The organism is Enterococcus sp. AZ167 (assembly GCF_051714025.1).
Lineage (GTDB): Bacteria > Bacillota > Bacilli > Lactobacillales > Enterococcaceae > Enterococcus_D > Enterococcus_D casseliflavus.
On sequence record NZ_JBIORB010000001.1, the window covers coordinates 977448 to 1000722 of the forward strand.

The window sequence follows — 23275 nt, forward strand, 5'->3', positions numbered from 1 at the left end:
CATCGGTCACAGCAATTACTGTACTCGACATGAATATTTTCATTAACAGTTGTCTTTTCGTTTCACGGTGAGAAAAATAGTCTTCCAGTTGCCACATTCTTGCCGCGTATCCGCGACTGCCTAATAGAATCAGTGTTAACTAATTTTATCGGCTTTTCGGTGATTTACACAATTAAAACGCTTCATTGGTGAAAGAAAAATAACAATGCAGCAAGCAAAAAACCAAATCCCAATCTGTGTTGATTGAAAGGGATTTGGCTAAAAAATAAATCACTCTGTCGGATCGGCGATCCTATCAATTTGCTGGAAGTACCGGTACTGACAAACAAAGTAAAAAACGATTTGGAAAATCAAAAAGAGACTAACGATCACACCATAGTATTGCCAAACAGGCAATTCTACTAAAATACGCAAAGCGGTCATTGCCACCGCAAAATGGATCATTGCCACGACTGTTGGCAAGAAGTACATCACTTGCAGTTGGCGTTTCAGAACGTTGTGACGCTCCTTGGGCGACACACCTAAAATATGCAAGGAACGATGATACGCTCCATCTTTATCTAAATCTGCAAATAAACGGAAATAGATAATCGAAGCGGAGAAAATAAAGAAAACCGAACCTAGTAATACCGTGATCATTAAAATGATGCCATTTCCTTGACGATTTTCTTGGAAAACTTGGTATTTCGAGGTATAAGACGTACGCATCGGAATGTCTTTTGCCGCTTCTGACCATTCTTCATCTGTATAGTCACCTTTGGCTTCAAACTCCCGACTGAGTTCTTCGTATTGCTGATCGATCAAGGCATTTTCTTTATCTAACTTTCCATTGAAATCAGATACCAATTCAGGTGTTTCAGCCCATTCTGGATAGTCTAACCAAATAAAACCAGATTCCATATCATCGTTAGATTCTTGTAAGAGAGCTTGCCATTCCTCAAAGGTCTTATCTGTCACAACTGACAATCCAAAGTAATCCAGAGAAAGCATTGAGGGGCTGTGGACAATCGTAACATCCTTTTTTATACCGGTTTCTGAACCTAATTCAAGTGGATAGATACTTGTGCGTTCGTTCTCAGGGACTTCTAGAAGCTGTTTTCGACGTGAATAATTAGCACTAAGTGTCATTATTTGATTATCTGCAACAGAATCAGCTTCCTCACCGATTTGTTTCATCATTTTCTGATAGTCGCTTTCTCGCATAATTGAAAAGCCATTCGTCGTATAAAATGAATCATTCATAACTGCAGATTCATCAAGATTCGCATAGGCCCATAGTAAGGAAACACTATCCGTTACAGGTGAGTACCCTTTTTCTTCTATGGCAGTTTTAATTTCATTCACTTTTCCTTCAGAATGATCGAGGTCTTCTGGCCCAGACCACGGGAACACATAGGCTACACTGATTCCTTGGATTGAAGAAAAAGAAGAACTGCCAATCGCCAGCATCACGGAAATCCCAACGAATGCCACGGAGGTACTAATAGCGATCAGACTATACATCGCCGCATTGTCTCGCATGCGAAAGATCCATTCGCTGATAGTCAGCATCCGAGTCCCTCGTAAGAAGGTCGGGCGTTTTTTTAATCGTTTCAACAGAAATACGCTGAACTGATGGAATGACAAAATCGTGCCTGCAACAGTCAACAAGACTCCTAGCATAAGTGGCAGCATGGAGTACGTTTGGTAGCTAAAATAAAAGACCGATCCATAGCCAACTAGTAACAGCACAATTCCTGAAAATGCCAATGCCCAATGACTTTTTGGCTCAGGACGAGGTTTTTCATTTTCCTTGATCAATGAGATGATCTGTTCTCCTTGCAAGGTCCGAGTACTGAAAAAGGAGATCAAGAGGAAAATAAAGACATAGATCCCAAAGGTCAATCCTAAACCTTCCATAGGAACAATAAATTTCAGTCCTTCTGTTAGATACATGACATTTTGCGCAATCAGCAGCAACAATTTCGTCACTAAAATCCCCAACCCAATACCAGATACTGTGGCACAGGTTCCTAAAAGGGCATTTTCGACAAACAAAATCTTTCGCAGATCTTTTTCTTCGATCCCCAAAATCAAGTAGATCGCCAGATCACGTTTGCGTCGTTTCAAAAAGACCACAAATGTATACCATAAAAACAACAGCGACAGTAAGGCGATCACCACGAGTGCGACGGATAGACCGACCTTAGCTAAGCTTGAAAGTGTATCGCTATTAGATAAGTTTTCTTCCAATTGCGGATGAAAGAGCAAAAGACTAAAGATATAAAACACCATCGCTGCAAAAGCGCTGCTGACGAAGTATGCTGCATAGGTTCGAAAATTTCCCCGCAGATTACGAATGATCAACTGTCTGAAATTCATGACGGCGACCTCCTAAATGTGCTAGGACTTCAAGAATTTTTTGATAAAATTGCTGTTGATCAGCACCACGATAGACTTCGTTATACAGCTTTCCGTCTTTGATGAAAACGACCCGATCAGAAAAGCTGGCGGAATACGGATCATGGGTGACCATCATGGTAGTGACTTTGCGCTGTTTGTTCATCTGACTTAGTATTTCCATGACATCTCGTGCTGCCTTGGAATCAAGATTACCCGTCGGTTCGTCTGCTAAAAGCAATTCTGGTTGATGGATCAAAGCTCTAGCAATCGCAACTCGCTGCTGCTCTCCACCGGAAAGCTGATAGATGCGTTTGTCTTTTTTCTCATAGATCCCAAGTTCACGTAATAGCTGTTCCGAACGTTCTTTCATCTCAGGAACTGGCACCCGATCCAATGTCAATGGTAAAATCACATTCTCAAGCACGCTCAATGGCGAAAGCAAATTGTAGTTTTGAAAAACAAAGCCTAGTTGCCGACGACGAAACTCCGCGAGTTTTTGCTTAGATAATTCTAGTGGCTGCTCTCCCTTGAGAATCACCGAACCTGAAGTCGGTTTATCCAATGTTGCCACCAAATTCAGCATGGTGGTCTTGCCACTGCCAGATGGCCCCATAATGCTGATAAATTCTCCTTCTGGCACTTTGAGATCGATTTGTTGTAAAACCTCAACAGACACTTCCCCTGTATAGGTTTTCGATACATTTTTCAATTCTAGTAAAGCCATCATCTTCACTCCTTTGCTACCAGTTTAGCAGGCGGCACCGCAATCAGTTATCGATTTCATGATAGAAAGCTTACAAAATTGTAAGAAAGCCTTCACCTCCGAAATGTTAAGGTAACTGTCGTGCCTTGATTCTCCTTAGAGGCAAGCGACACATCGATATCTAATTGCGTACTGATCGTTTCAACTAAATAAAGACCGATCCCAGTTGCCTCTCCTGTTTGCCGCCCATTCTGACCTGTATAAAAGGGGCGAAAAACTCGCGGGAGATCCGCTGTTGCAATCCCGCAGCCTTCATCTGCGATCGTTAAGCTTCTAGAAAAAGGATCGATCTCAAAATAGACTTTACTGTCTGGCTTTGAGTACTTGATGGCGTTGCTGATGAGTTGAAAGAGCAAAATACCTAGCCATTTTTTGTCTGTTGTCACCGTGATATCTGCTTCACTCATCAGCTTCGGATAGACTTCACTGCGAATAAAATTTCGCTTCTGGTCACCGATACTGTGTTTTAACAATTCCAACAATGAGGCTGATTCGATAACGAAGTCCTCCGTGAAATCTTCCAAGCGCACAAAATTCAGCGCAGTCGCCAAGCCACTTTTTAAGCGATCTGTTTCAGCCAAAAGATCATAGCTATCGACTTCTTCACTTTCAGCCATTAGCGCCAAAACTGAGACAGGTGTTTTCATTTGATGAACCCAGATATTCATGAAACGAATATGATTTTGATGGTGCTGATCTAATTCTGTCAGCCGCTCTTGCTCTTGCTGTTCATGGGCATCGAACTGCTTGCGCCATTGCTTGGAAAGGTAGCCATTGCTTCGGTTTGTCGCTCTTCCATGCTTGATATACTGATAAAACGCAGTATTGGAAAGGTAATCTACCAAATAAACAAGAACAATGAACAGCCCAAATAGAAGCAGACCATAACCAATTACGAGGTAATTTCGATAGCCATCCAACCAAATCACTAAAACGAACAATGAAATGGCTAGGAACGTAACGAGTAGTTTAGGTAAATGAACACTTGCATATGCTTTCATTCTTCCGTACCTATCACTGATAAAGCGTAGCCCTTTCCGCGAATCGTTTGGATCGGATCATTGATGCCCATTGCCGCCAATTTTTTTCGCAAACGGCCGACATTGACAGAAAGCGTATTGTCATCAACGAAGCGCTCATCATCCCATAATAGATTTAAGATCCGTTCCCGTTTGACCATCTCTGGGTGTGCCGACATTAACAGGGTCAATAATTCTCCTTCTCGAACAGTCAGCCATTCACTGGCTTCACGATAGACCATCTTCAATGCTTCGGGATAGTAGATCAATTCGCCGGCTTTCAAACTTCTCGCCCGATCAGACTGTGCATAATCCCCGTAGACTCTGCGGATGTGGCTTTTTACTTTTGCCAGCAGCAAATCATAAGAAAAAGGTTTGACTAGATAATCATCAGCACCATATTCTAGAGCCATCACTTGATCCATATTGCCGTCACGGGCGGAGATGAAGAGAATTGGAACCAACGAGCGTTCCCTGATTTTTTGGCACCAATAAAACCCATCATAATAAGGAAGATTGACATCCAACAAAACCAAATCAGGTTGGATCATCAAGAATTCATCTAAAACCGCAGCGAAATTTTCTGGAACAAAGGTTTGATACGCATAGCGGGATAATTGATTTTCCATCATTTTGACTAACGATTTGTCATCTTCGACCACGAATATTTTCATATAAATCCTCCTGTTTTCTCTAAAGTTTACCAAATCTGTGTGAAAAAAACTGCAAAATTCCAGCTTTTTTAAAAAAAGTGTACTTATTTATTGTAAGCAAAATTATTTTATAGTATACTACATTTTGTGATTAAAACTTACTTAAAGTAAAGGTGGAAAAAAATGAAAAATATTTTAGTTGTTAAAGCCAATAACCGTCCTGATGGAGTATCTGCAAAAATGTTTGATACGTTCGTTGAAAATCTTGATACCAACAATGTGGACGTTGTAACCTTTGATGTGTACGCACAACCAATGCCTTATATCGGTCAAACGTTATTTGAAGCATTTGGCAAACTTTCACAAGAACAAGAATTAAACCAAGAAGAACAAGAATTGATGACTGTCCGCCAAGACGTGATGAACAAATTCGCAGCAGCGGATACCATCGTTTTCGCTTTCCCAATGTGGAACTTAACGATTCCTGCTGCCTTGCACACATTCATCGACTATATTTTCCAAGCTGGCTTTACTTTTTCTTATAACGAAGATGGTTCAATGAACCAATTACTGAAAGACAAAGAAATCGTTCTATTGAATGCCCGTGGTGGTGTTTACTCAGGCGAAATGAGCGCAATGGAAAACGCTGTAACCTTTATGGAAAAAGTTTTCGGTGGTATGTTCGGCATGAACATCATAGAAGAAGTAATCATTGAAGGCCACAATGCAGATCCTTCTAAAACAGCAGAAATCATTGCTGAAGGTTTAGAACGCGTAGCAGCTGCTGCGAAAAAATTCTAATCATTGCTATCGATCAACTCCTCAACAAAGCGCTATTGCTTGTTGAGGAGTTTTTTTATCCAAAAACGTAGCTCGTCTATGGATCGATAAAACAAAGAGTCCCCTTAGAACACAGCGGTCTAAGGGGACTCTTTTTATTTTGATGCTTTCCAATCAACAGGCAACAGCTCTTCTAGCGTCATGATTTTTCCTGCTGCGATCATGACCTGCGTGTTATGGTTGGCAGGATCCAGCTGGCTGATGAATTCACGACAACGACCACAAGGTGGGATCGGCTCACCTGCCGAATTGATTGCAACCATCAGTAACACCCGCTGCTGACCATCGGTGATCATTTGCGCAGCCGCAGCCTGTTCGGCGCAAAAACCCATAGAACAGCTGGTATCGATACAGATCCCTGTATAAATCTGTCCATCTGCAGTAGCCAGAGCTGCCGCGACACTCCCTGCTTCTGCAAATTGAGAGAGCTGTCTGAATCCCAGTTTTTGTTTCGCGGCATCGATCAGCAACTGAAAGTCCATTTTTCTTCCTCCAATAATAAGCTGGCTCATGGTTAAATGAACCGTTTAAGCACCCGCCATGATTTTCGTCAATAGCTCAGGATCAAAGGTCTTCTCCCGCAGCATCGCGATTTCATAGCCATAAGGGGCTTTTTTATTCTTTTTGTCTTCGCCGACATAGGGTGTTTCCAAAATTTTCGGTAATGCTGATAATTGCTCATGATGAACGATCTTATTCAAGGCTTCAAAGCCGATCGTGCCAAAACCAATATTCGCATGTCGGTCTTTGTGGCTGCCCTGTGGATTTTTTGAATCATTGACATGGATGACCTTCAAGCGATCCAACCCGATGATTTTGTCAAACTCGTTTAACACGCCGTCAAAGTCTTCTTTGACATTGTAGCCAGCATCATTCGTGTGACAAGTATCTAGGGTAACGGATAATTTTTCATTTAAGGTGACACCATCGATAATTGCTGCCAATTCTTCAAAGCTGCGACCAATCTCGGTGCCTTTACCTGCCATTGTTTCTAATGCGATCTGGGCAGTTTGATTTTTTTCAAGGACCTCGTTCAAGCCTTTAATGATCTGCTTGATCCCAGCTTCTGGTCCTGCACCGACATGGGCACCGGGGTGCAATGTGATTTGAGTTGCACCTAAAGCTTGGGCTCGTTGGATTTCTTCTTGTAAGAACGAAACAGCAAAGCCAAAGTTTTCTGGTTTGATGGTATTGCCTAAATTAATGATGTACGGGGCATGGACGACGATATTCGAAATTCCTTTTTCCGTCATAAAGTCTTGTCCAGCTGCGATCTGCATTTCTTCGATCGGTTTGCGCCGCGTGTTTTGCGGAGCTCCGGTATAGATCATAAACGTAGTAGCTTGATAGCTAGCTGCCTCTTCTGCTGCTCCTAAAAGCATTTTTTTGCCGCTCATTGAAACGTGTGAACCAATCAACATTTTTCTTTTCCTCCTAAATCTAGTCTTCTCTATTATCGATAAAAGCGCCTTGTAAAGCGATTATTTTGCTCATTGCCGTATTTTTTTATCAAGCGAGTCCAAATAACATCAGAACACCCGTCATTAGCGGCATACTTATCAAAAAGCTAATGGAAGAAACGAACCCCACCGCTTCTTCCTCCATTCCAGCAATCACGGAATTAATGACACCGAATAAAGGAATTGGAGCAAACACTAACAAACAAAGAACTGGCTTTAATAAAACTGGGATTGGTAAAACATAGAAAGCTGCGAACAGCACGAATGCCAGTCCGTACCGCAAGCTTAAAATTTTGATCACGGTTTGGGTGGTGTGCTTCGGTAAGCGGAAATCCAAAAATAAGCCAATCATAAACATGGACAAAAACGTATTTGCGATCCCGATTGGTTGGACAAGCGCCAATGCCGCTTCGGGAATCCTCCAATCCGCACTGCGGATAATCAGCATCACTAGATAAATAGTAAACGTTGGCGAACGCAGGAGATTCAAAAAGATTTTCCCTGGTTCAAACGTCGTCCGCTTTCCAATCAAGAATTCGATGAAAATCGTCGTTCCCCCTGCCAACATGATACTGTTCCCCATATCAAACAGCGAAATCAGCGGAATCCCTAAAGGATAAAAGCTTTGGGCAAAAGGAATCGCAAAATTGCCGATATTAAAGCCTGACCCGCAGTACATCGCAAACTGCTGCAGCGTGTTCGATTCTTTTTTGGTCAAGAAAAATGCGAAGAGGATCTGAACGATCGTAATGATCAACGCGATCACAATCAAACTAAGCGCACTGACTTGTACTTGCATTGAAGCTAAATTCAAAATGATTGCTGCCGGTAACGTCACATTCAAAATAATTTTGGATAAGATCGAGCCATCCGCTTTCGAAAGGACATTTAGCCGCTTAAGAAAATACCCTAAGAAGATCATGGCAAATAAACCGGCGGCATTCAACACTATATTTCCCATTCCAACAAAAACCCTTCCTCTACAAAAATTTGAAAAAAGCGAACCAACAAGGCGGTTCGCTTTTTGCGATTAAAATGTTAATAAGAAATATTTTTTCTTGCCACGACGAATCACGACGTATTTTCTACCGATCCGGTCACTTGCTTGGAGCTCGTACGTTAGGTCTTGGACGCGTTCCCCATTAATGTAGATGGCACCATTTTGAACGTCTTCTCTTGCTTGACGTTTTGATGGTTCGATTTTAGCAGTCGTCAACACTTCAACGATGTTTAAAGAATCATCTGCTGTTACCTGATGGCTTGGCACCCCTTTGAAGCCTTGTTCGATCTCTTCAGCGTTCAATTCTTTGATATTGCCGCTGAATAAACTTGCTGAGATGCGTAAGGCTTGTTCATAAGCCTCTGCCCCATGAACCAAAGTAGTGACTTCTTTTGCCAAAGCTTTTTGTGCTGCTCGAGATTCTGGTGCAGCGTTAAACTCTGCTTCGATCGCAGCGATTTCTTCTAATGATAAGAAGGTGAAATATTTCAAGAATTTGACTGCATCACGATCATCCGTATTGATCCAGAATTGGTAGAACTCGTAAGGCGTCGTTTTCTTGGCATCTAGCCAAACCGCATTGCCTTCTGTTTTCCCAAATTTCGTTCCATCTGCTTTTGTGATCAATGGCATAGTCAAACCGAACCCTTGGACTTCACGCTCACGACGTAATAACTCGATCCCAGAGGTGATATTCCCCCATTGATCGCTACCGCCTAATTGCAACAAGCAACCGTGGTTGTCGTAAAGATTCAAAAAGTCATAGGCTTGTAATAGCTGGTATGCAAATTCCGTGTAGGAGATCCCAGTTTCGATCCGACGTTTGACACTTTCTTTGCTCATCATGTAATTGATGGTAAAGTTTTTCCCAGTGTCGCGCAAGAAATCAATCAGTTTCAATTCCCCTAGCCACTCATAGTTATTGGCAATGATGGCAGGATTTTCTTGGTCATCAAAATCAATGAAGCGAGATAATTGGCTCTTGATACTTTGTGACCATTCTAAAACGGTATCTAGTGTGTTTAATTGACGTTCTTGATCTTTAAAGGATGGGTCACCGATCATTCCTGTACCACCGCCTACTAATGCAATCGGCACATGTCCGTTTTGTTGGAAACGGCGCAACATCAAAATAGGCAATAAATGACCAATATGCAGGCTATCTGCGGTAGGATCAAAGCCGATATATAGTTTCACAGACTCTTCATTTAATTGTTTGGTCAAGGCTGCTTCGTCTGTGGTCTGATGAACTAATCCGCGTTGCTTTAGCTCTTCAAAAAAGTCTGTACTCATTCTTTCTCCTCCTAATAATTGCTTCATTGTTCATCTTAACTGAAAAAGAGGTCAATGAAAAGTCTTTCTCTCAAAGTCCTTTACCAAAAAAGAAACTTTTAGGCAAATCCGTTCATTTTCCTTTATTATCGCTGGTTCAATACAAACACCAACTGGCATTTTCTCGCACACTTCTTTCGATAACAGATAGGGTGCTACCCAAGCGCCTTGTTTTTTGCTATAATTACACGGAATCTATTCTAATTTATTGAGGTGACTCTTTTTGTCCCAGAAAACGAAAAATCAAAAGAATACAGAAAACAAAAATAGAGGCTGGTTCTATTTCAACATCAGTCTTAGGGTTTTACATGCCTTGTTCTTAGTTGCTATTTCTTTGCTGGTTCTAGGCGGTTCTTTAGCCTTAGGGATCGGTGCTGGCTACTTTGCTTTTCTTGTGGAAGATACCGCAGCTCCTTCTAAAGATGAGTTACAAAAAGAATTGACCGACATCACAGAGACTTCTCAACTCGCATACGCTGATGGCAGCAAAATCGCAACGATTCGCTCGGATCTAATGCGAACGTCGGTTAATTCCGATCAAATTTCAGATTATTTGAAAAAAGCGATCATCGCAACAGAGGATGAATATTTTAATATTCATAATGGGGTCGTACCAAAAGCAGTCGTGCGGGCATTATTATCAGAAGCGACAGGCTTTGGCGGCAGCGGGGGTTCCACTTTGACCCAGCAGCTGGTAAAACAACAAATCCTTTCCAGTGAAACGACCTTTAAACGCAAAGCCAATGAGATTTTATTAGCCATGGAAGTGGAGAAATTTTTCGATAAAGATGAGATCGTCACCATGTATTTAAACATCTCCCCTTTTGGTCGAAACAATAAAGGGCAAAATATCGCAGGTGTGCAAGAAGCGGCGCAAGGAATTTTTGGCGTCAACGCAGCTGACCTGTCTTTACCGCAAGCAGCCTTTATTGCGGGTCTGCCACAAAGCCCGATCGTCTACAGCCCTTATACAAATACGGGTGAGATCAAGGAAAACTTGACCGCTGGCTTAGAACGAAAAGACTTCGTGCTCTTCAGTATGTATCGTAACCACGATATCACGAAAGAAGAATACGAAGAGGCGCTTAATTATGACTTGAAGCAAGACTTCAAAAAACAAGAAGCCATTGAACAAACGGATCAAAGCTTCCTTTATTACACTGTGTTAAATGAAGCAAAAGACATTATTGCCAAACAGCTGGCAGATGAAGATGATGTCAGTGACGAAGAATACGCCAAAGAGGAAACCTATCAAAAATACTTCGAATTGGCGCAGCAAAAACTTGTTAATGGCGGCTATACCGTCACATCAACGATCGATAAAGATATTTATAATGCGATGCAAGATGCCGTCGACAAATACGGCTATATGCTAGACAACTGGGGTGACTCCACCATCGAAGTCGGCAATGTCATGATGGACAACGCCACTGGGAAAGTACTAGGCTTTATTGGCGGTCGTAACTATGCTGACAATCAATTCAACCATGCCTTTGATGCCAAACGCCAAGCAGGTTCAAGTATCAAACCCATGCTGGTTTACGGACCGGCGATCGAAAGTGGCTTAATGGGCTCTGAATCGATGGTTTCTGACTATGCCGCAAAATGGCGGACAGGAGAAAACGCCGGTGAGCCGATCGTCAATGCCACAAACCGTGGAACCAATACTTTTATGTCGATTCGTGAATCATTGGAGGTTTCCAGTAATATCGCAGCGACAAATATTTTCCAAGATCTTTGGGAAAAAGAAGGCGATCATTTTTATGCCTACACAAATTATTTAAGCAAAATGGGCTATCCCGAAGATAATAGCTGGGCGTATGAATCAGCGCCATTAGGGGTTACAGATGTCACAGTCTTGAATCAAACGAATGGCTTCCAAACATTTGCCAATAATGGTGTTTATCAGCAAGGCTATATCATCGAATCAATCAAAGACAATGAAGGCGAAGTGCTTTACCAGCATGAAGCCAAACCTGTCCAAGTCTTTTCAGAAGCGACGGCTTCCATCATGACCGACATGATGCGTAGTGTCATCGATGAGCAAAAAACCAGTTCCTTTAAATCGGTTATCAGCGGATTGGATTGGAACCTCGGAAATGCCGATTGGGTCGGAAAAACTGGTTCCACCAACAACTGGTCGGACTCTTGGCTAGTCGTCTCCACCCCATCGATCACCATCAGCAGCTGGTCAGGTCGAGATGACAATAAAGGGACCGATAGCGCTGCAGGAACTCGGACAGCCAACTATATGGCTTACTTGATCAATCGTATTTATCAAACAAACCAAGAAGTCTTTGGTGTGAATCAGAAGTTTGAACTTTCTAATGATGTCAAAAAAGCTCAAGTTTCCAAGTTTACTGGTACCCAACCAGGAGGAACCGTGCGAGTCGATAATCGAACCTATACCAATCCAAGCAGTACCGTTACTTCGTATTGGGCCACTGGCGGACCAGATACGGTCGATTTCAAATTTGGACTAGGTGGTTCAGATGCAAACTACGCTGACTATTGGAGAAAAGCATCTTCTAGCCGTTCAACAAATCGTTCGTCGAATACATCATCGAATAACGCATCCAACAATGTTACACCTACGGCAAATGATGAGGATGACGATGAGGAACAGCAAAACAATAATCAACAAAATACCAACAATAATGATGACTGATCAGCCTTGTGCTGATCAGTTTTTTTATGCAAAAAAAGTGTGAGGAGAAAATCCATAGATTTTCTCCCCACACGAACGATCGTTGAAGCAAAAAGTGGAACAACAAGGCGTTGTTCCACTGATCGTTTGATCAAATCGCTGCTTATTTCGTAGAGCTTTTTTCTGAAATACCGTAAGGCAAGACGATCGTTTTTTGTTCTACATCTTCTTTGTTCATCATTTTTGTCAATAGACGCATCGCAACGGCACCCATATCATACAATGGTTGCGTCACGCTTGATAAGCGTGGACGAGCTGCTTCAGCCAATAATGAATTGTTGCTGGTGATGATCTCGAAATCTTCAGGAACTTTAACACCTTTGTCTAACAAACCATCTAAGACGCCGATGGCTAACTCATCGTCTGTGACATAAGCTGCTGTTGCACCACTGTTGATGATGCGATCAACTAAGGCTAAGCCTTCTTTAAAGCTGTATGGTGATTCAAAGATCAACCCTTCAGAATATTCAAGGTTGTTTTCTTTCAAGGCTTCTTTATAGCCTTTCAAGCGGTTTTGGCCATTGATTGGATCGATCAAAGCACCGCTGACAAAAGCGATTTTTTGATTGTTTTTCGCCAATAATGAAACAGCATCTTTGGCAGCTGCTGTGTAATCGATATTGACACTTCCTACTTGTTCATCAGGATCGATCGAACCAGCTAAAACGACTGGTGTTTTTGAGCGAGAGAATTCCCCGCGAATTTCATCCGTGATGCGATGACCCATGAAGATAACGCCGTCCACTTGTTTTGCTAACAAGTTGTTCAAAACGTTGACTTCTTTCATCGTATCGCCATCAGAGTTGGCTAAGATGATATTGTATTTATACATGGTCGCTACATCATCGATCCCACGAGCAAGTGATGAGAAGAACATATTGCTGACATCAGGAATGATGACACCAACAGTCGTGGTTTTTTTACTTGCCAACCCTCGAGCAACTGCGTTTGGACGATAATCCAAGCGGTCGATCACTTCCAGCACTTTCTTACGAGTTGCTGGTTTTACATTTGGATTTCCGTTGACTACCCGTGAAACAGTTGCCATCGATACATTCGCTTCCCGTGCAACATCATAAATCGTAATTGTTTGTTTTTCCATGATATATCTCCCTTATTCTATTTTCAGAAAATCTTATTTACATTTCTTTGTTAGAATAGCAAATTTTTTCCGTATTTGCAACCGTTTTAATTTTGTTTTCATGAAAACTTAGCAATTTCCTACTTTCCCCGCCCCTATTCTCTTCTAAAGCATGATAAAATAGAAAAAGAATACTTGAAAGAAGGTTTTTTCAAATGAATGATAAAAAAATCAATGAGTTAAATGGCTGGTTGAAAACCAATGGTGCAGATGTTGCCTATATTTCTAATCCAGCAACAATCGCTTATTTTTCAGGTTTTAAAAGTGAACCTCATGAACGGGTCCTTGCTTTGTTTGTCGCACCTGGAAAAGATCCCTTTCTTTTCACACCAGCTCTGGAAGTAGAAGAAGCAAAAAATAGCGGCTGGCCTTTTGACATTATCGGTTATCTCGATAGCGAAGACCCTTGGGCGAAAATCTGTCAGGAATTGACCTCTCGTTACCGAGTTTCTTCCTTGGCACTAGAAAAAAATGACCTTTCCGTCGAGCGCTATGAAGCATTGAAACGGTTTTTGCCACAGACCGATTTTTCTTTAGATGTGACTCCGGTCATTCAAAAAATGCAGTTAACCAAAACGGCTGCTGAAATTGACACCTTGCTAGAAGCTGGCAACTGGGCAGACGTTGCTTTTGAGATTGGGTTTGCTGCCATCAAAGAAGGCGTCAGCGAAATGGCAATCGTGGCGGAAATTGAGTACGAGTTGAAAAAACGTGGGGTTTCCCATATGTCCTTCGATACGACGGTGTTAGCTGGTGCTAATGCAGCCAGTCCTCATGGCGTACCTGGTGACCGCAAAGTGACTGCCAATGAACTTGTCTTGTTTGACCTAGGGGTCGTTTGGAAAGGATATTGCAGTGATGCAACCAGAACGGTTGCCTATAAAGAACCAACTGCATTACAAAGAAAAATTTATGACATCGTTCTTGAAGCAGAACTAGCAGCGCAAGCAGCGGTCAAACCTGGGATTACCGCTGGAGAATTAGACAAGATTGCTCGTGATGTGATTACTGGCTATGGCTACGGCGACTACTTCAACCATCGTCTAGGTCACGGCATCGGGACCACGGTTCATGAGTTCCCCTCTTTGATCACTGGCAATGATTTAGTGATCGAAGAAGGCATGTGCTTCTCTATCGAACCGGGCATTTATTTACCAGATCAGGTCGGTGTCCGCATTGAAGACTGTGTGTATGTCACTGCAGATGGCTGTGTACCTTTTACCAAGACAGCAAAAGAATTATTGATCTTATCTTGATTTTCCTAATGAAACGGCGCAACATGTTGGCATTACATGAAAAGGAGTGTTCTTATGAGTAAAAAAGTGTTGGTTTTAGGCGGCACGCGTTTTTTCGGTAAATATTTGGTCCAATCACTAATTGATCAAGGATTGGACGTGACGATCGCTACCCGAGGGAACACGAAAGATTCCTTTGGCGATCAAGTCAACAGAATCATCTTCGATCGCACGGAGGAAGAAAGTATCAAAACGGCATTAACAAAAGAAACCTATGAGGTCATTTACGACAATATTGCTTATACTTCCAACGACATTGAGATTCTACTGCGTCATGTCACACCGAAGCGCTACATCGTTACTAGCTCAATGTCTGCATACCATGAATTACACTTCGATTTGATTGAAGCGGATTTTGACCCTGCTAAAGAACCCTTCAGACTGGTTGGCTCTGAGGAGGTCGATTATGCACAAGGCAAGCGAACCGTGGAAGAGATCCTGACCCAAAAATACAGTCAAATCCCGTCCGTTTTTGTCCGCTTTCCTTATGTGATCGGTGCAGATGATTACACAAAACGTTTTACCTTTTACATTGACCATCTGATAAAGCAAAAGCCAATGGCTGTCGATAATCTAACGCATCAAATGGGCTTTGTGGATGCCCAAGAGGCTGGTAAATTTTTAGCGTTTCTAGGTACTAGCTCGTTCACAGGACCCATCAATGGTGCGTCAAAAGGTACAGTTTCCTTAGAAGAAGTGCTGCAATACGTGACGAAAAAAACTGGTCTTTCCCCGCTCTTTTCAGAAACAGGCGATCAAGGCCCTTATAATGGTACACCTGCTTATTCGATCAATGTTGGTCTCGCTGAGGAAATTGGCTTTCCATTCAGTCAACTGCAGGATTGGCTCTATCAACTTTGCGATTGGGAAATCACCCAAGCATCAAACGAATAACTACCAAATCACAAAAAAACGTTCGCCGATTTAACTGGCGAACGTTTTTATCTTTTGAAGTAATCAAATTTTTGTATCCTTACTTATGCTTCAGGATTGTTTTTTTCTAATGTATCTTTTAATTCTTCTTTCGCATCTTCTAAGTCAGCTTTGGCATCTTTTGTTTCTGCTTTCGCTGTTTTTTTGGCATCATCTGCTGCTTTTCCAGCTTCTTTTTTCAAATCAGCTGCGGCTGCTTGACCGTCTTTTTTGGCTTCTTCAACGACAGGTTTTGCTTCTTGTGCTCCTTCTTTGACGGTTTGTTTCATATCCGCTGCAGAAGATTTTGCATCAATGATGATATCTTGCACCGTGTCATCAGCGTCTACTTTGGCATCTTTCGCTGATTCTTTGACCTCGTTCGCTGATTTTTTGAAGCGTTCTGATAGATCACCTGCTTGTTTCTTTAACTCTTCAACGGTTTCTTCTGATGAACCAGCTGCTGTTTCTTTTAAGTCATCGACTTTCGCTGTTAAAGAACCGGTGAAGTCAGATGCTTGCTCGCTTAGTTTTGCCGCTTTGTCTTTAGCGATATCGACAAGATCCGTACTTCTTTCTTTGGCTAAATCACCATAATCAGATGCTTTATCTAATAAATCGTCTGCTTGTTTTGCTAATTTATTTCTTAATGTTTTACCAGATTCTGGCGCCAACAAAAGTGCTGCTGCTGCTGCCGCTGTTCCTCCGATGATTGCTCCTAATAAAAATCCGCCTTTTTTACTCATTGAAAGTCCTCCTTTTATTTTTGGTTATTTTTGTCTTTGAAAAATTTCATGGCTGTTTGACCGACTTTTCCAGCTACCGTTGCTTTGGCAGTGGTCCGGCCAAGACTACCCACGCGCGTAATTAAATTTTTTCCAGAAACATTTAGTTCTGAAACACTGGTACTTAGATCTGCAACTGCTGTGAACAAAGGATCGATGGTTGCGACTTTTCCGTTCACATCTTGTAAAAGCTCATTCGTTTTTACCAAAAGACCTTCAACCTCTTTTGAAAGAATATCAACGTCTTTGGTAATGACACGGATGGTTGTGTTTGCCTCTTCGACCGTTTTGTCTACTTTGGTCATTGTCTTGCTGACTTGCATCAACAAACGAACGACGAAAATGACCAATACGACAAATGCGATCGCAGCAATCAATGCAGCTAGTTCTCCTCCTGACATAGAATGGCTCCTTTCCCCATTTACTTATATTAAGAATAGCATTTCACTGCACTTTCTACAAATAAAAGACTGCATTTTTAAGAAAATTATCCGCTTTCAACAGGAAATAATATAAAACAAAGCAATTTCATCAGAAATCGCCTTGTTTAGGAGTTTTTGTTATTTTTTTGACGCTTTCGGTGCTTCTTTGACTTCTTTTTGAGCCGGAGCTAGTTCTTTTCCTAACTCGATCAAATACTCTTTCAAGTTGTCTTTAACTTCAGGGTGCACTAGACCATACTCGATACTTGTTTTTAAGAAACCGAATTTATCTCCTACATCGTAACGCTTGCCGGTAAATTGATGAGCAAAGACGCGTTGAGTTTTGTTTAATGTGTCGATGGCATCCGTCAATTGGATCTCACCACCAGCACCTGGTTCTTGATTGGCTAAAATATCAAAAATTTCAGGGGTCAGCAAGTAGCGGCCAATAATTGCTAAATCACTTGGCGCATTTTCTGGCGCTGGTTTTTCAACAAAGTTTTTGACATTGAACAAGCCTTTTTCAACTTCCATACCAGGATCAATGATCCCGTATTTTGATGTATCTTCATGAGGAACATCCATGACAGCGATCGTTGATGCATGCGTTTTTTCATAATTATCGATCAACTGTTTGGTCAACGGTACTTGATCTTCCATCAAGTCATCACCTAGCATAACTACGAACGGTTCATTTCCGACAAATGCTCGAGCCTGTAATACGGCATGACCTAATCCTTTCGGATGAGATTGGCGAATGAAGTGAAGATTTACGTCAGTTGTTTCTTCCACTAATTTCAGAAGCTCCGTTTTGCCTTTTTCTTTTAGATTCATCTCTAATTCTAAATTGGCATCGAAATGGTCTTCGATCGGACGCTTTGCTTTCCCTGTGACGATCAAAATATCTTCGATCCCTGATTGTAAAGCTTCTTCCACGATAAACTGAATCGTTGGTTTGTCAACGATCGGCAACATTTCCTTTGCCATTGCTTTTGTAGCTGGTAAAAATCGGGTACCTAGACCAGCTGCTGGGATAACTGCTTTTTTGACATTCATGTGACTCGCTCCTTTAATCATAATGATTGATCTACCGTAAATTCGTTTTCTTCTTTGCCGTCTCGCAGCATAATATCTTTCGCTGCTTGCTTGATGTCTTTGCCTTCATACAAGACCGAATAAATCGTTTCTGTGATTGGCATTTCCACCGCCAAAGCTTCTGCTAATTCGCGGGCAGCTTTGGTGGTTGAAACTCCTTCAACGATCATCCCCATATTGTCTAACACTTCATCTAAGCTATGGCCTTTTCCTAATAGGTTTCCTGCACGCCAATTCCGTGAATGGACACTGGTACAAGTGACGATCAAATCGCCAACCCCACTCAATCCGATAAAGGTCAAAGGATTGGCTCCCATTGCCACACCAAGACGACTGATTTCTGCTAACCCACGGGTCATGATCGCTGCCTTCGCATCATCCCCAAAGCCAAGTCCTGCGATAGCACCGGCACCAATGGCGATGATGTTTTTCAAAGCGGCGCCAGTTTCGACACCGATCACATCGTTATTCGTGTAGATTCTAAAGTAATCATTCATAAATAGCTCTTGTACATATTTCGCAGCCGATTCATTTTCTGAAGCTGCCGTGATCGTCGTGATATCATGGACAGCGACTTCTTCGGCATGTGATGGTCCTGACAAGACAACGATTTCTTGTCGTTTATCAGCTGGGATCTCTTCGGCAAGTACTTCTGAGATTCGTTTATGACTGCCTTGTTCTAATCCTTTTGAGGCATGGATGATGACTGGCTTGCCGGTTGTCTTTTCAGCGAACTCTTGTGCCACGGCACGAATCGCTTTGGTTGGTACGACAAACAAAACGGCATCGGCATCTTGGATCGCCTCTTCTAAATCTTTACAGCCTAAGATATTTTCAGGCAATTTCAGATCTGGCAAATAATGCCGATTCGTATGATACGTATTGATTTCATCGATTTGGGCGGGATTGTTCCCCCAAATAGTCACTTCATGTCCATTTTCAGACAAGACTTGTGCCAAAGCAGTCCCCCATGATCCGGGACCTAAGACGGCGATTTTCTGTTTCACTATGGAAACCTCCTCTATCCTTTTCGCAAATTCATGCACTTCATCATTTTACCATAATTTCGATAAAATAACTGTTTAGATAATCGTTTGGTTCTTACCAAAGCTGCGGTTGTAATCCTTTAACGCTTGTTTTTTCCTGCGCCAGATCATTAAAGCGATCGCTCCGAAGAATAATAAAGCGGAAAGTGCCTGTGACACACGGATTCCACCAAATAAGTATAAACTATCGGTACGCATTCCTTCAATAAAGAAGCGCCCGAATCCATACCAAATCAAGTAGCTCAAGAAGACTTCGCCTTCTTTTAATAACCCAGTTTTCTTACGCAAGAAGATCAAAACGATAAATCCAATCACGTTCCAAACCGATTCATAAAGAAAGGTCGGCTGCCGATACGCTTCATCAATATACATATTATCGATAATAAATTTCGGTATATACAAACTTTCTAAGAAGGAGCGGCTGACTTCAGCGCCAAAAGCTTCATGGTTCATAAAGTTGCCCCAACGCCCGATGCCTTGTGCCAATAAGACACTTGGTGCGGCGATGTCTAAGAAGGTCCAGGGAGAAATAAAATTTCGTTGGCAGAAAAAGTATAGCCAGATCCCCCCGGCGATCAGTGCGCCGTAGATGGCGATCCCACCAGATCGAATATTGAAAATTTGACTTGGGTCATCAATGTAGTATTGCAAGTCAAACAGAATATAATAAAGCCGCGCACCAATGATCGCTACTGGCAATCCAATCAACATAAAGTCAGTCACATCATCTGGCTTGAGCCCGACACGAACCGCCTCTCTCGTGCTTAACCACATAGCAATGATCACGCCTGATACGATAATGATCGCATACCAATAAATCGGCAAACCAAATAGTTCAAATGCGACTCGATTTACTAAACCTAACATCTATCTTATCCTCTCTAGTTTCCAGAATTTTCTTCGATCAATTGCGTCAATCGATTTTCAAAGGTCTTCGTTGCATCGTAGCCCATCGTTTTCGCTCGGAAATTCATGGCAGCGACTTCGATAATGATCGCAACATTTCGACCAGTTTTTACGGGGATCTTGATTTGTGGTACATCGACGCCACCAATTTCAACCGTCGTATCATCGGTTCCTAGTCGATCATACTTTTTGTCTTTCGCCCAAGCTTCTAAATACACCGCTACTTGAACCTGCATATACCCTCGTACGGCACTGGCACCAAAAAGATTCATGACATCGATGATCCCGATTCCGCGGATCTCGATCAAGTGCTGCAAGATTTTCGGCGGTTCCCCTACCAAAGTCAATTCATCTTGCTTATACACATCCACCCGATCGTCAGCGATCAACCGATGCCCACGTTTGATCAACTCTAAGGCTGTTTCGCTTTTCCCAATTCCGCTATCGCCTTGAATCAAAACGCCTAGTCCATAGACATCCACTAATACCCCATGGACACTGGTTCTTGTGGCTAAGCGCCCATCGAGGAAACTAGAAAGCTCTCCTTGCAGACGTGAGGTTGAGATGGGCGAACGCAAAATTGTGATCTCATGTTCTTTGCAGGCTTGAATCATTTCTGCTGGTACTTCCAAGCCGCGAGAAACGATAAACCCTGGGGTATCCTCGGCACACATTTTGCGCATCACCATCAAGCGTTCTTCTGGCATCATTCGTTCCGCAAAGGTGATCTCTTTGCTGCCGAATAATTGCAGACGATCATGGGAATAGTAATTAAAATAACCCGTCAATTCCAAACCAGGTCGGGAAATATCGCCGGTAATGATTTCTCTTTCTAAACTGTTTTCAGTTCCTTCAACTATCTCTAAATTTAAAGCCTCCGCCAGCTCGCTGACTTTGACGGTTTCTGCCATAGGTTTTCCCTCTTTTCTCAATGATTCTTGCCGCTGTTTCTTGTAAACGACACTCTGGTTCTATTTTATCATTCTATCAGTAAAGTTACTACCTTCGCCAATAGAAGTCCTCATTCTTTTTCGTTTGTGTTATTATTTTACTAAGGAGGGATTTTTAATGAAATTTTCAGCATACAAGTATCAACGCCCTGATTTTCCAGTTTATCAAGAAACATTCAAAAAAGCATTAGCAAACCTTCAGTCAGCCGATACCTTCTCGGAGGCGAAGCAAGCCCTTGATGCTTTGAACGAACTAAGAGGAACGATCGATACCGCAATGAACTTGGCTTCGATCCGCTATTCGATCGATACCAACGATGCCTTTTATGAAGCAGAAGACACCTTTTGGAATGAATACCAGCCTCATTTTGAAGCTCTGGATTTTCAATTCTATCAAGCACTCCTGGCTTCACCTGTCTTAGATGAATTAAAAGCCGAATATCCAGAAACACTTTTTTTATTTGCCGAAAGCCGTGTGAAGCTTTTTGATGAGGCCTTGATCGAATTATTTCAAAAAGAAAACCAATTGGCTTCTGATTACAGCAAATTGGTCGCTTCTGCCCAAATCGACTTCCAAGGAGAAACCTATACCCTCGCACAACTGCGACCATTTACCGAAAACAAAGATCGCGGTGTTCGAAAAGAAGCGTTTGAAAAACAAACGGCTTTCTTCACGGAAAATGAAGACCGTTTTGATCAAATTTATGACGAGATGGTCAAGGTTCGTACCGAGATCGCCCACAAGCTCGGCTTTGAAAATTACGTCGCCTTTGCGGATACCCAAATGAATCGTTGGGACTATGATCGTTCAATGATCGAGACCTATCGTCGAGAAATTTTAGAAAAAGTCGTCCCGATTACCCAAAAACTGTACCAAAGACAGGCGCAGCGTAATCAATTGACTCAGGCAACCTTTACCGACCTGCCGCTTGTTTATCCTAGTGGTAACGCAGAGCCTAAAGGAACTCCTGAAGAACTAGTAGAAAAAGCCCGTGTGATGTATCAGGAACTATCCCCTGAAACTGGCGAATTTTTTGATTTTATGGTCGAGCATGACCTACTTGATCTACTAAGCAAAAAAGGCAAACAATCTGGCGGCTATTGTACGTTTATCCAAGACTATCAATCGCCATTTATCTTTGCCAACTTTAACGGCACTTCTGGCGATGTCGATGTTTTGACCCACGAAGCTGGCCACGCGTTTCAAGCCTTTCGCTCTCGTTGGATCAAAGAACCGGAAATTCTCTTTCCCAATTACGAGTCTTGCGAGATCCATTCAATGTCGATGGAGTTTATCGCCTGGCCATGGATGGATGCCTTTTTTGAAGAAGAAACAGAAAAATACAAATTTGCGCATCTTGCTAGCAGCCTGCAATTTTTGCCTTATGGCGTTTTAGTGGATCACTTCCAACAAGATGTTTATGAGCATCCTGAGTGGTCACCAGCACAGCGCAAAGCCCGTTGGCGGGAATTAGAGCGCCAGTATTGCCCAGAACGGGATTATTCAGAATATCCAGACCTTGATCGTGGCTTGTATTGGTTTAGACAAGGGCATATTTTTGAATCACCTTTCTATTATATCGATTATACATTGGCGCAAGTGTGTGCGTTCCAATTTTGGTATCGATTCATCGTGGCTAAAGACGAAACCGCTTGGCAAGATTATTTGGCCATCTGCGAAGTCGGCGGCACGAAAACATTCCTTGAGATCCTGTCTCTTGCTCATTTGCGTTCACCTTTTGAAAAAGGGGCGCTTGATGAGACGTTACAGGCAGTAGATACGTACCTTGCTGCTATCAAAGAAGAAGAGTTAAACTAAAAAAAGACGTTTCCGTTTCTCCACTAGCTTCATAGCTAGTGGGAGAAAACGTGAAACGTCTTTTTAACGTGAATATTTTTCGATATGGTGTTCGGTCACGATCATATTGATCACTGACATGATCAGTGCCACTAATAGCGCTGCCCCAAACGAGGAGAAGCCGAAGTTGGCTGACCCAACAAAATATGAAGTCAAATTCAGCATGAGCGCATTGATCACAAAAGTGAAGAAACCAAGCGTCAGTAAAGTCAATGGAAATGAAATGACGATCAGAATTGGTTTAATCAAAGCATTCAGGATCGACAGTACGAAACTGGCGATCACTGCAGTCAGAATGCTTTGAACATGGATCATATTTGGTAATAAAACCGCCAATGTGACAAACGTCAGTGTATTCATGATAAGCCGTTGAAAATAAGACACTAGAAGTCACTCCAGTCCTCATCCTCCACCTTTTCCGCTTCTTTACGGGGACGATTTGCTTCATTGTATTTGTTTTGCTTGTAGTAGTGATTGTCGTGGCCATATCCTGAGGTACTCTTGCGACCAGAAGGAATCAAGACCGCCATGATGATATATAAAGTGATTCCAGGAAACGCAGCAGTCACTAAAGATAGAAAGACATAGATCACGCGAACGATGGTTGGATCAATTCGCAAGTATTCTGCCAGCCCCCCTAGAGTACCTGTAATGACAACGTTATTGGCTGATTTTGTTAATTTTTTGTTCATTTATCTACACCTTCCTT

General features: G+C 42.3%; 22 protein-coding genes. 5 read left to right on the forward strand and 17 right to left on the reverse strand.

From position 1 onward, the window contains the following. Positions 1-270 precede the first annotated feature (270 nt). The 4 genes from IGJ05_RS04585 to IGJ05_RS04600 all read right to left on the reverse strand — a co-directional run bounded on the left by IGJ05_RS04585 (position 271) and on the right by IGJ05_RS04600 (position 4838). Entirely contained in the window at positions 271-2361 is a 2091-nt protein-coding gene (locus tag IGJ05_RS04585) for an ABC transporter permease (RefSeq protein ID WP_266166894.1), read from the reverse strand. Beyond that, positions 2333-3109 (reverse strand): ABC transporter ATP-binding protein, encoded by a 777-nt coding sequence (locus IGJ05_RS04590; protein WP_015509524.1) that lies wholly within the window; start codon positions 3107-3109, stop codon positions 2333-2335. The genes IGJ05_RS04585 and IGJ05_RS04590 overlap by 29 nt, the downstream gene beginning before the upstream one ends. Positions 3110-3198: 89 nt before the next feature. Beyond that, a complete protein-coding gene (locus IGJ05_RS04595; RefSeq protein WP_266166893.1) occupies positions 3199-4146 on the reverse strand; it encodes a sensor histidine kinase in 948 nt (315 codons plus the stop codon). Further along, the gene (locus IGJ05_RS04600) at positions 4143-4838 is read right to left on the reverse strand and encodes a response regulator transcription factor (protein ID WP_005225805.1); all 696 of its coding nucleotides are present in this window, start codon (positions 4836-4838) and stop codon (positions 4143-4145) included. Before IGJ05_RS04600 ends, IGJ05_RS04595 begins: the two co-directional genes overlap by 4 nt. Before the next feature lie 162 nt (positions 4839-5000). On the opposite strand from IGJ05_RS04600, the gene IGJ05_RS04605 reads away from it, so the two are divergent. Beyond that, the gene (locus IGJ05_RS04605; RefSeq protein WP_266166892.1) at positions 5001-5618 is read left to right on the forward strand and encodes an FMN-dependent NADH-azoreductase; all 618 of its coding nucleotides are present in this window, start codon (positions 5001-5003) and stop codon (positions 5616-5618) included. A gap of 134 nt (positions 5619-5752) precedes the next feature. Here IGJ05_RS04605 and IGJ05_RS04610 read toward each other — a convergent pair whose 3' ends face one another. The 4 genes from IGJ05_RS04610 to tyrS all read right to left on the reverse strand — a co-directional run bounded on the left by IGJ05_RS04610 (position 5753) and on the right by tyrS (position 9410). Then, on the reverse strand, positions 5753-6139 hold the full coding sequence (locus IGJ05_RS04610; protein ID WP_151195320.1) for a cytidine deaminase family protein: 387 nt from the start codon (positions 6137-6139) through the stop codon (positions 5753-5755). Positions 6140-6184: 45 nt separating this feature from the next. After that, complete coding sequence (locus IGJ05_RS04615) at positions 6185-7078, reverse strand: deoxyribonuclease IV (RefSeq protein WP_005225802.1); 894 nt, start codon at positions 7076-7078, stop codon at positions 6185-6187. 88 nt (positions 7079-7166) lie between these two features. Beyond that, positions 7167-8078 carry an AEC family transporter gene (locus tag IGJ05_RS04620; RefSeq protein ID WP_005225801.1) on the reverse strand — a complete coding sequence of 304 codons (912 nt, stop codon included), beginning with the start codon at positions 8076-8078 and terminating at the stop codon, positions 7167-7169. 69 nt (positions 8079-8147) lie between these two features. After that, positions 8148-9410 (reverse strand): tyrosine--tRNA ligase, encoded by a 1263-nt coding sequence (gene tyrS, locus IGJ05_RS04625; protein WP_266166889.1) that lies wholly within the window; start codon positions 9408-9410, stop codon positions 8148-8150. 262 nt (positions 9411-9672) lie between these two features. Here tyrS and IGJ05_RS04630 point away from each other — a divergent pair, with 262 nt between their 5' ends. Continuing rightward, on the forward strand, positions 9673-12117 hold the full coding sequence (locus IGJ05_RS04630; protein WP_317755828.1) for a transglycosylase domain-containing protein: 2445 nt from the start codon (positions 9673-9675) through the stop codon (positions 12115-12117). Between the two features lie 142 nt (positions 12118-12259). Here the strand turns inward: IGJ05_RS04630 and ccpA are convergent, their stop codons facing one another. Then, a complete protein-coding gene (ccpA, locus tag IGJ05_RS04635; RefSeq protein WP_005225798.1) occupies positions 12260-13258 on the reverse strand; it encodes a catabolite control protein A in 999 nt (332 codons plus the stop codon). Positions 13259-13452: 194 nt separating this feature from the next. Here ccpA and IGJ05_RS04640 point away from each other — a divergent pair, with 194 nt between their 5' ends. Both IGJ05_RS04640 and IGJ05_RS04645 read left to right on the forward strand, forming a co-directional pair. After that, entirely contained in the window at positions 13453-14553 is a 1101-nt protein-coding gene (locus IGJ05_RS04640; RefSeq protein WP_015509518.1) for a M24 family metallopeptidase, read from the forward strand. A 54-nt stretch (positions 14554-14607) separates the two neighbouring features. Further along, positions 14608-15486, forward strand: coding sequence for an NAD-dependent epimerase/dehydratase family protein (locus tag IGJ05_RS04645; RefSeq protein ID WP_225001309.1), 879 nt, complete (start codon positions 14608-14610; stop codon positions 15484-15486). Between the two features lie 83 nt (positions 15487-15569). On the opposite strand, the gene IGJ05_RS04650 is transcribed toward IGJ05_RS04645, so the two are convergent. From IGJ05_RS04650 to hprK, 6 genes are all read right to left on the reverse strand, one after another. Then, on the reverse strand, positions 15570-16250 hold the full coding sequence (locus IGJ05_RS04650) for a YtxH domain-containing protein (protein WP_016610287.1): 681 nt from the start codon (positions 16248-16250) through the stop codon (positions 15570-15572). Between the two features lie 14 nt (positions 16251-16264). Further along, positions 16265-16690 carry a DUF948 domain-containing protein gene (locus tag IGJ05_RS04655; RefSeq protein WP_005235398.1) on the reverse strand — a complete coding sequence of 142 codons (426 nt, stop codon included), beginning with the start codon at positions 16688-16690 and terminating at the stop codon, positions 16265-16267. A gap of 159 nt (positions 16691-16849) precedes the next feature. Beyond that, on the reverse strand, positions 16850-17767 hold the full coding sequence (galU, locus tag IGJ05_RS04660) for a UTP--glucose-1-phosphate uridylyltransferase GalU (RefSeq protein ID WP_074931604.1): 918 nt from the start codon (positions 17765-17767) through the stop codon (positions 16850-16852). 17 nt (positions 17768-17784) lie between these two features. Then, entirely contained in the window at positions 17785-18813 is a 1029-nt protein-coding gene (locus tag IGJ05_RS04665) for an NAD(P)H-dependent glycerol-3-phosphate dehydrogenase (RefSeq protein ID WP_266166882.1), read from the reverse strand. A gap of 75 nt (positions 18814-18888) precedes the next feature. After that, positions 18889-19719 (reverse strand): prolipoprotein diacylglyceryl transferase, encoded by an 831-nt coding sequence (lgt, locus tag IGJ05_RS04670; RefSeq protein WP_074931610.1) that lies wholly within the window; start codon positions 19717-19719, stop codon positions 18889-18891. Positions 19720-19733: 14 nt separating this feature from the next. Further along, the gene (gene hprK / locus IGJ05_RS04675; protein WP_005225790.1) at positions 19734-20669 is read right to left on the reverse strand and encodes an HPr(Ser) kinase/phosphatase; all 936 of its coding nucleotides are present in this window, start codon (positions 20667-20669) and stop codon (positions 19734-19736) included. Between the two features lie 157 nt (positions 20670-20826). On the opposite strand from hprK, the gene IGJ05_RS04680 reads away from it, so the two are divergent. Continuing rightward, a complete protein-coding gene (locus IGJ05_RS04680; protein WP_225001308.1) occupies positions 20827-22527 on the forward strand; it encodes a M3 family oligoendopeptidase in 1701 nt (566 codons plus the stop codon). A 63-nt stretch (positions 22528-22590) separates the two neighbouring features. Here IGJ05_RS04680 and IGJ05_RS04685 read toward each other — a convergent pair whose 3' ends face one another. Beyond that, positions 22591-22950: a phage holin family protein gene (locus IGJ05_RS04685; RefSeq protein WP_225001307.1), complete on the reverse strand. Its 360-nt coding sequence runs from the start codon at positions 22948-22950 to the stop codon at positions 22591-22593. Then, positions 22950-23258: a PspC domain-containing protein gene (locus tag IGJ05_RS04690; protein WP_010748006.1), complete on the reverse strand. Its 309-nt coding sequence runs from the start codon at positions 23256-23258 to the stop codon at positions 22950-22952. Before IGJ05_RS04690 ends, IGJ05_RS04685 begins: the two co-directional genes overlap by 1 nt. Between the last annotated feature and the right edge of the window lie 17 nt (positions 23259-23275).

Excerpts from the sequence above, each read along its gene's own strand:
- lgt (WP_074931610.1), bottom strand. The coding sequence starts at position 19,719 with ATGTTAGGTTTAGTAAATCGAGTCGCATTTGAACTATTTGGTTTGCCG.
- galU (WP_074931604.1), bottom strand. The coding sequence starts at position 17,767 with ATGAATGTCAAAAAAGCAGTTATCCCAGCAGCTGGTCTAGGTACCCGA.
- IGJ05_RS04610 (WP_151195320.1), bottom strand. The coding sequence starts at position 6,139 with ATGGACTTTCAGTTGCTGATCGATGCCGCGAAACAAAAACTGGGATTC.
- IGJ05_RS04620 (WP_005225801.1), bottom strand. The coding sequence starts at position 8,078 with ATGGGAAATATAGTGTTGAATGCCGCCGGTTTATTTGCCATGATCTTC.
- hprK (WP_005225790.1), bottom strand. The coding sequence starts at position 20,669 with ATGGCAGAAACCGTCAAAGTCAGCGAGCTGGCGGAGGCTTTAAATTTA.
- IGJ05_RS04650 (WP_016610287.1), bottom strand. The coding sequence starts at position 16,250 with ATGAGTAAAAAAGGCGGATTTTTATTAGGAGCAATCATCGGAGGAACA.
- IGJ05_RS04655 (WP_005235398.1), bottom strand. The coding sequence starts at position 16,690 with ATGTCAGGAGGAGAACTAGCTGCATTGATTGCTGCGATCGCATTTGTC.
- IGJ05_RS04605 (WP_266166892.1), top strand. The coding sequence starts at position 5,001 with ATGAAAAATATTTTAGTTGTTAAAGCCAATAACCGTCCTGATGGAGTA.
- IGJ05_RS04590 (WP_015509524.1), bottom strand. The coding sequence starts at position 3,109 with ATGATGGCTTTACTAGAATTGAAAAATGTATCGAAAACCTATACAGGG.
- IGJ05_RS04640 (WP_015509518.1), top strand. The coding sequence starts at position 13,453 with ATGAATGATAAAAAAATCAATGAGTTAAATGGCTGGTTGAAAACCAAT.
- IGJ05_RS04585 (WP_266166894.1), bottom strand. The coding sequence starts at position 2,361 with ATGAATTTCAGACAGTTGATCATTCGTAATCTGCGGGGAAATTTTCGA.
- IGJ05_RS04690 (WP_010748006.1), bottom strand. The coding sequence starts at position 23,258 with ATGAACAAAAAATTAACAAAATCAGCCAATAACGTTGTCATTACAGGT.
- IGJ05_RS04615 (WP_005225802.1), bottom strand. The coding sequence starts at position 7,078 with ATGTTGATTGGTTCACACGTTTCAATGAGCGGCAAAAAAATGCTTTTA.
- ccpA (WP_005225798.1), bottom strand. The coding sequence starts at position 13,258 with ATGGAAAAACAAACAATTACGATTTATGATGTTGCACGGGAAGCGAAT.
- IGJ05_RS04680 (WP_225001308.1), top strand. The coding sequence starts at position 20,827 with ATGAAATTTTCAGCATACAAGTATCAACGCCCTGATTTTCCAGTTTAT.
- tyrS (WP_266166889.1), bottom strand. The coding sequence starts at position 9,410 with ATGAGTACAGACTTTTTTGAAGAGCTAAAGCAACGCGGATTAGTTCAT.
- IGJ05_RS04595 (WP_266166893.1), bottom strand. The coding sequence starts at position 4,146 with ATGAAAGCATATGCAAGTGTTCATTTACCTAAACTACTCGTTACGTTC.
- IGJ05_RS04645 (WP_225001309.1), top strand. The coding sequence starts at position 14,608 with ATGAGTAAAAAAGTGTTGGTTTTAGGCGGCACGCGTTTTTTCGGTAAA.
- IGJ05_RS04600 (WP_005225805.1), bottom strand. The coding sequence starts at position 4,838 with ATGAAAATATTCGTGGTCGAAGATGACAAATCGTTAGTCAAAATGATG.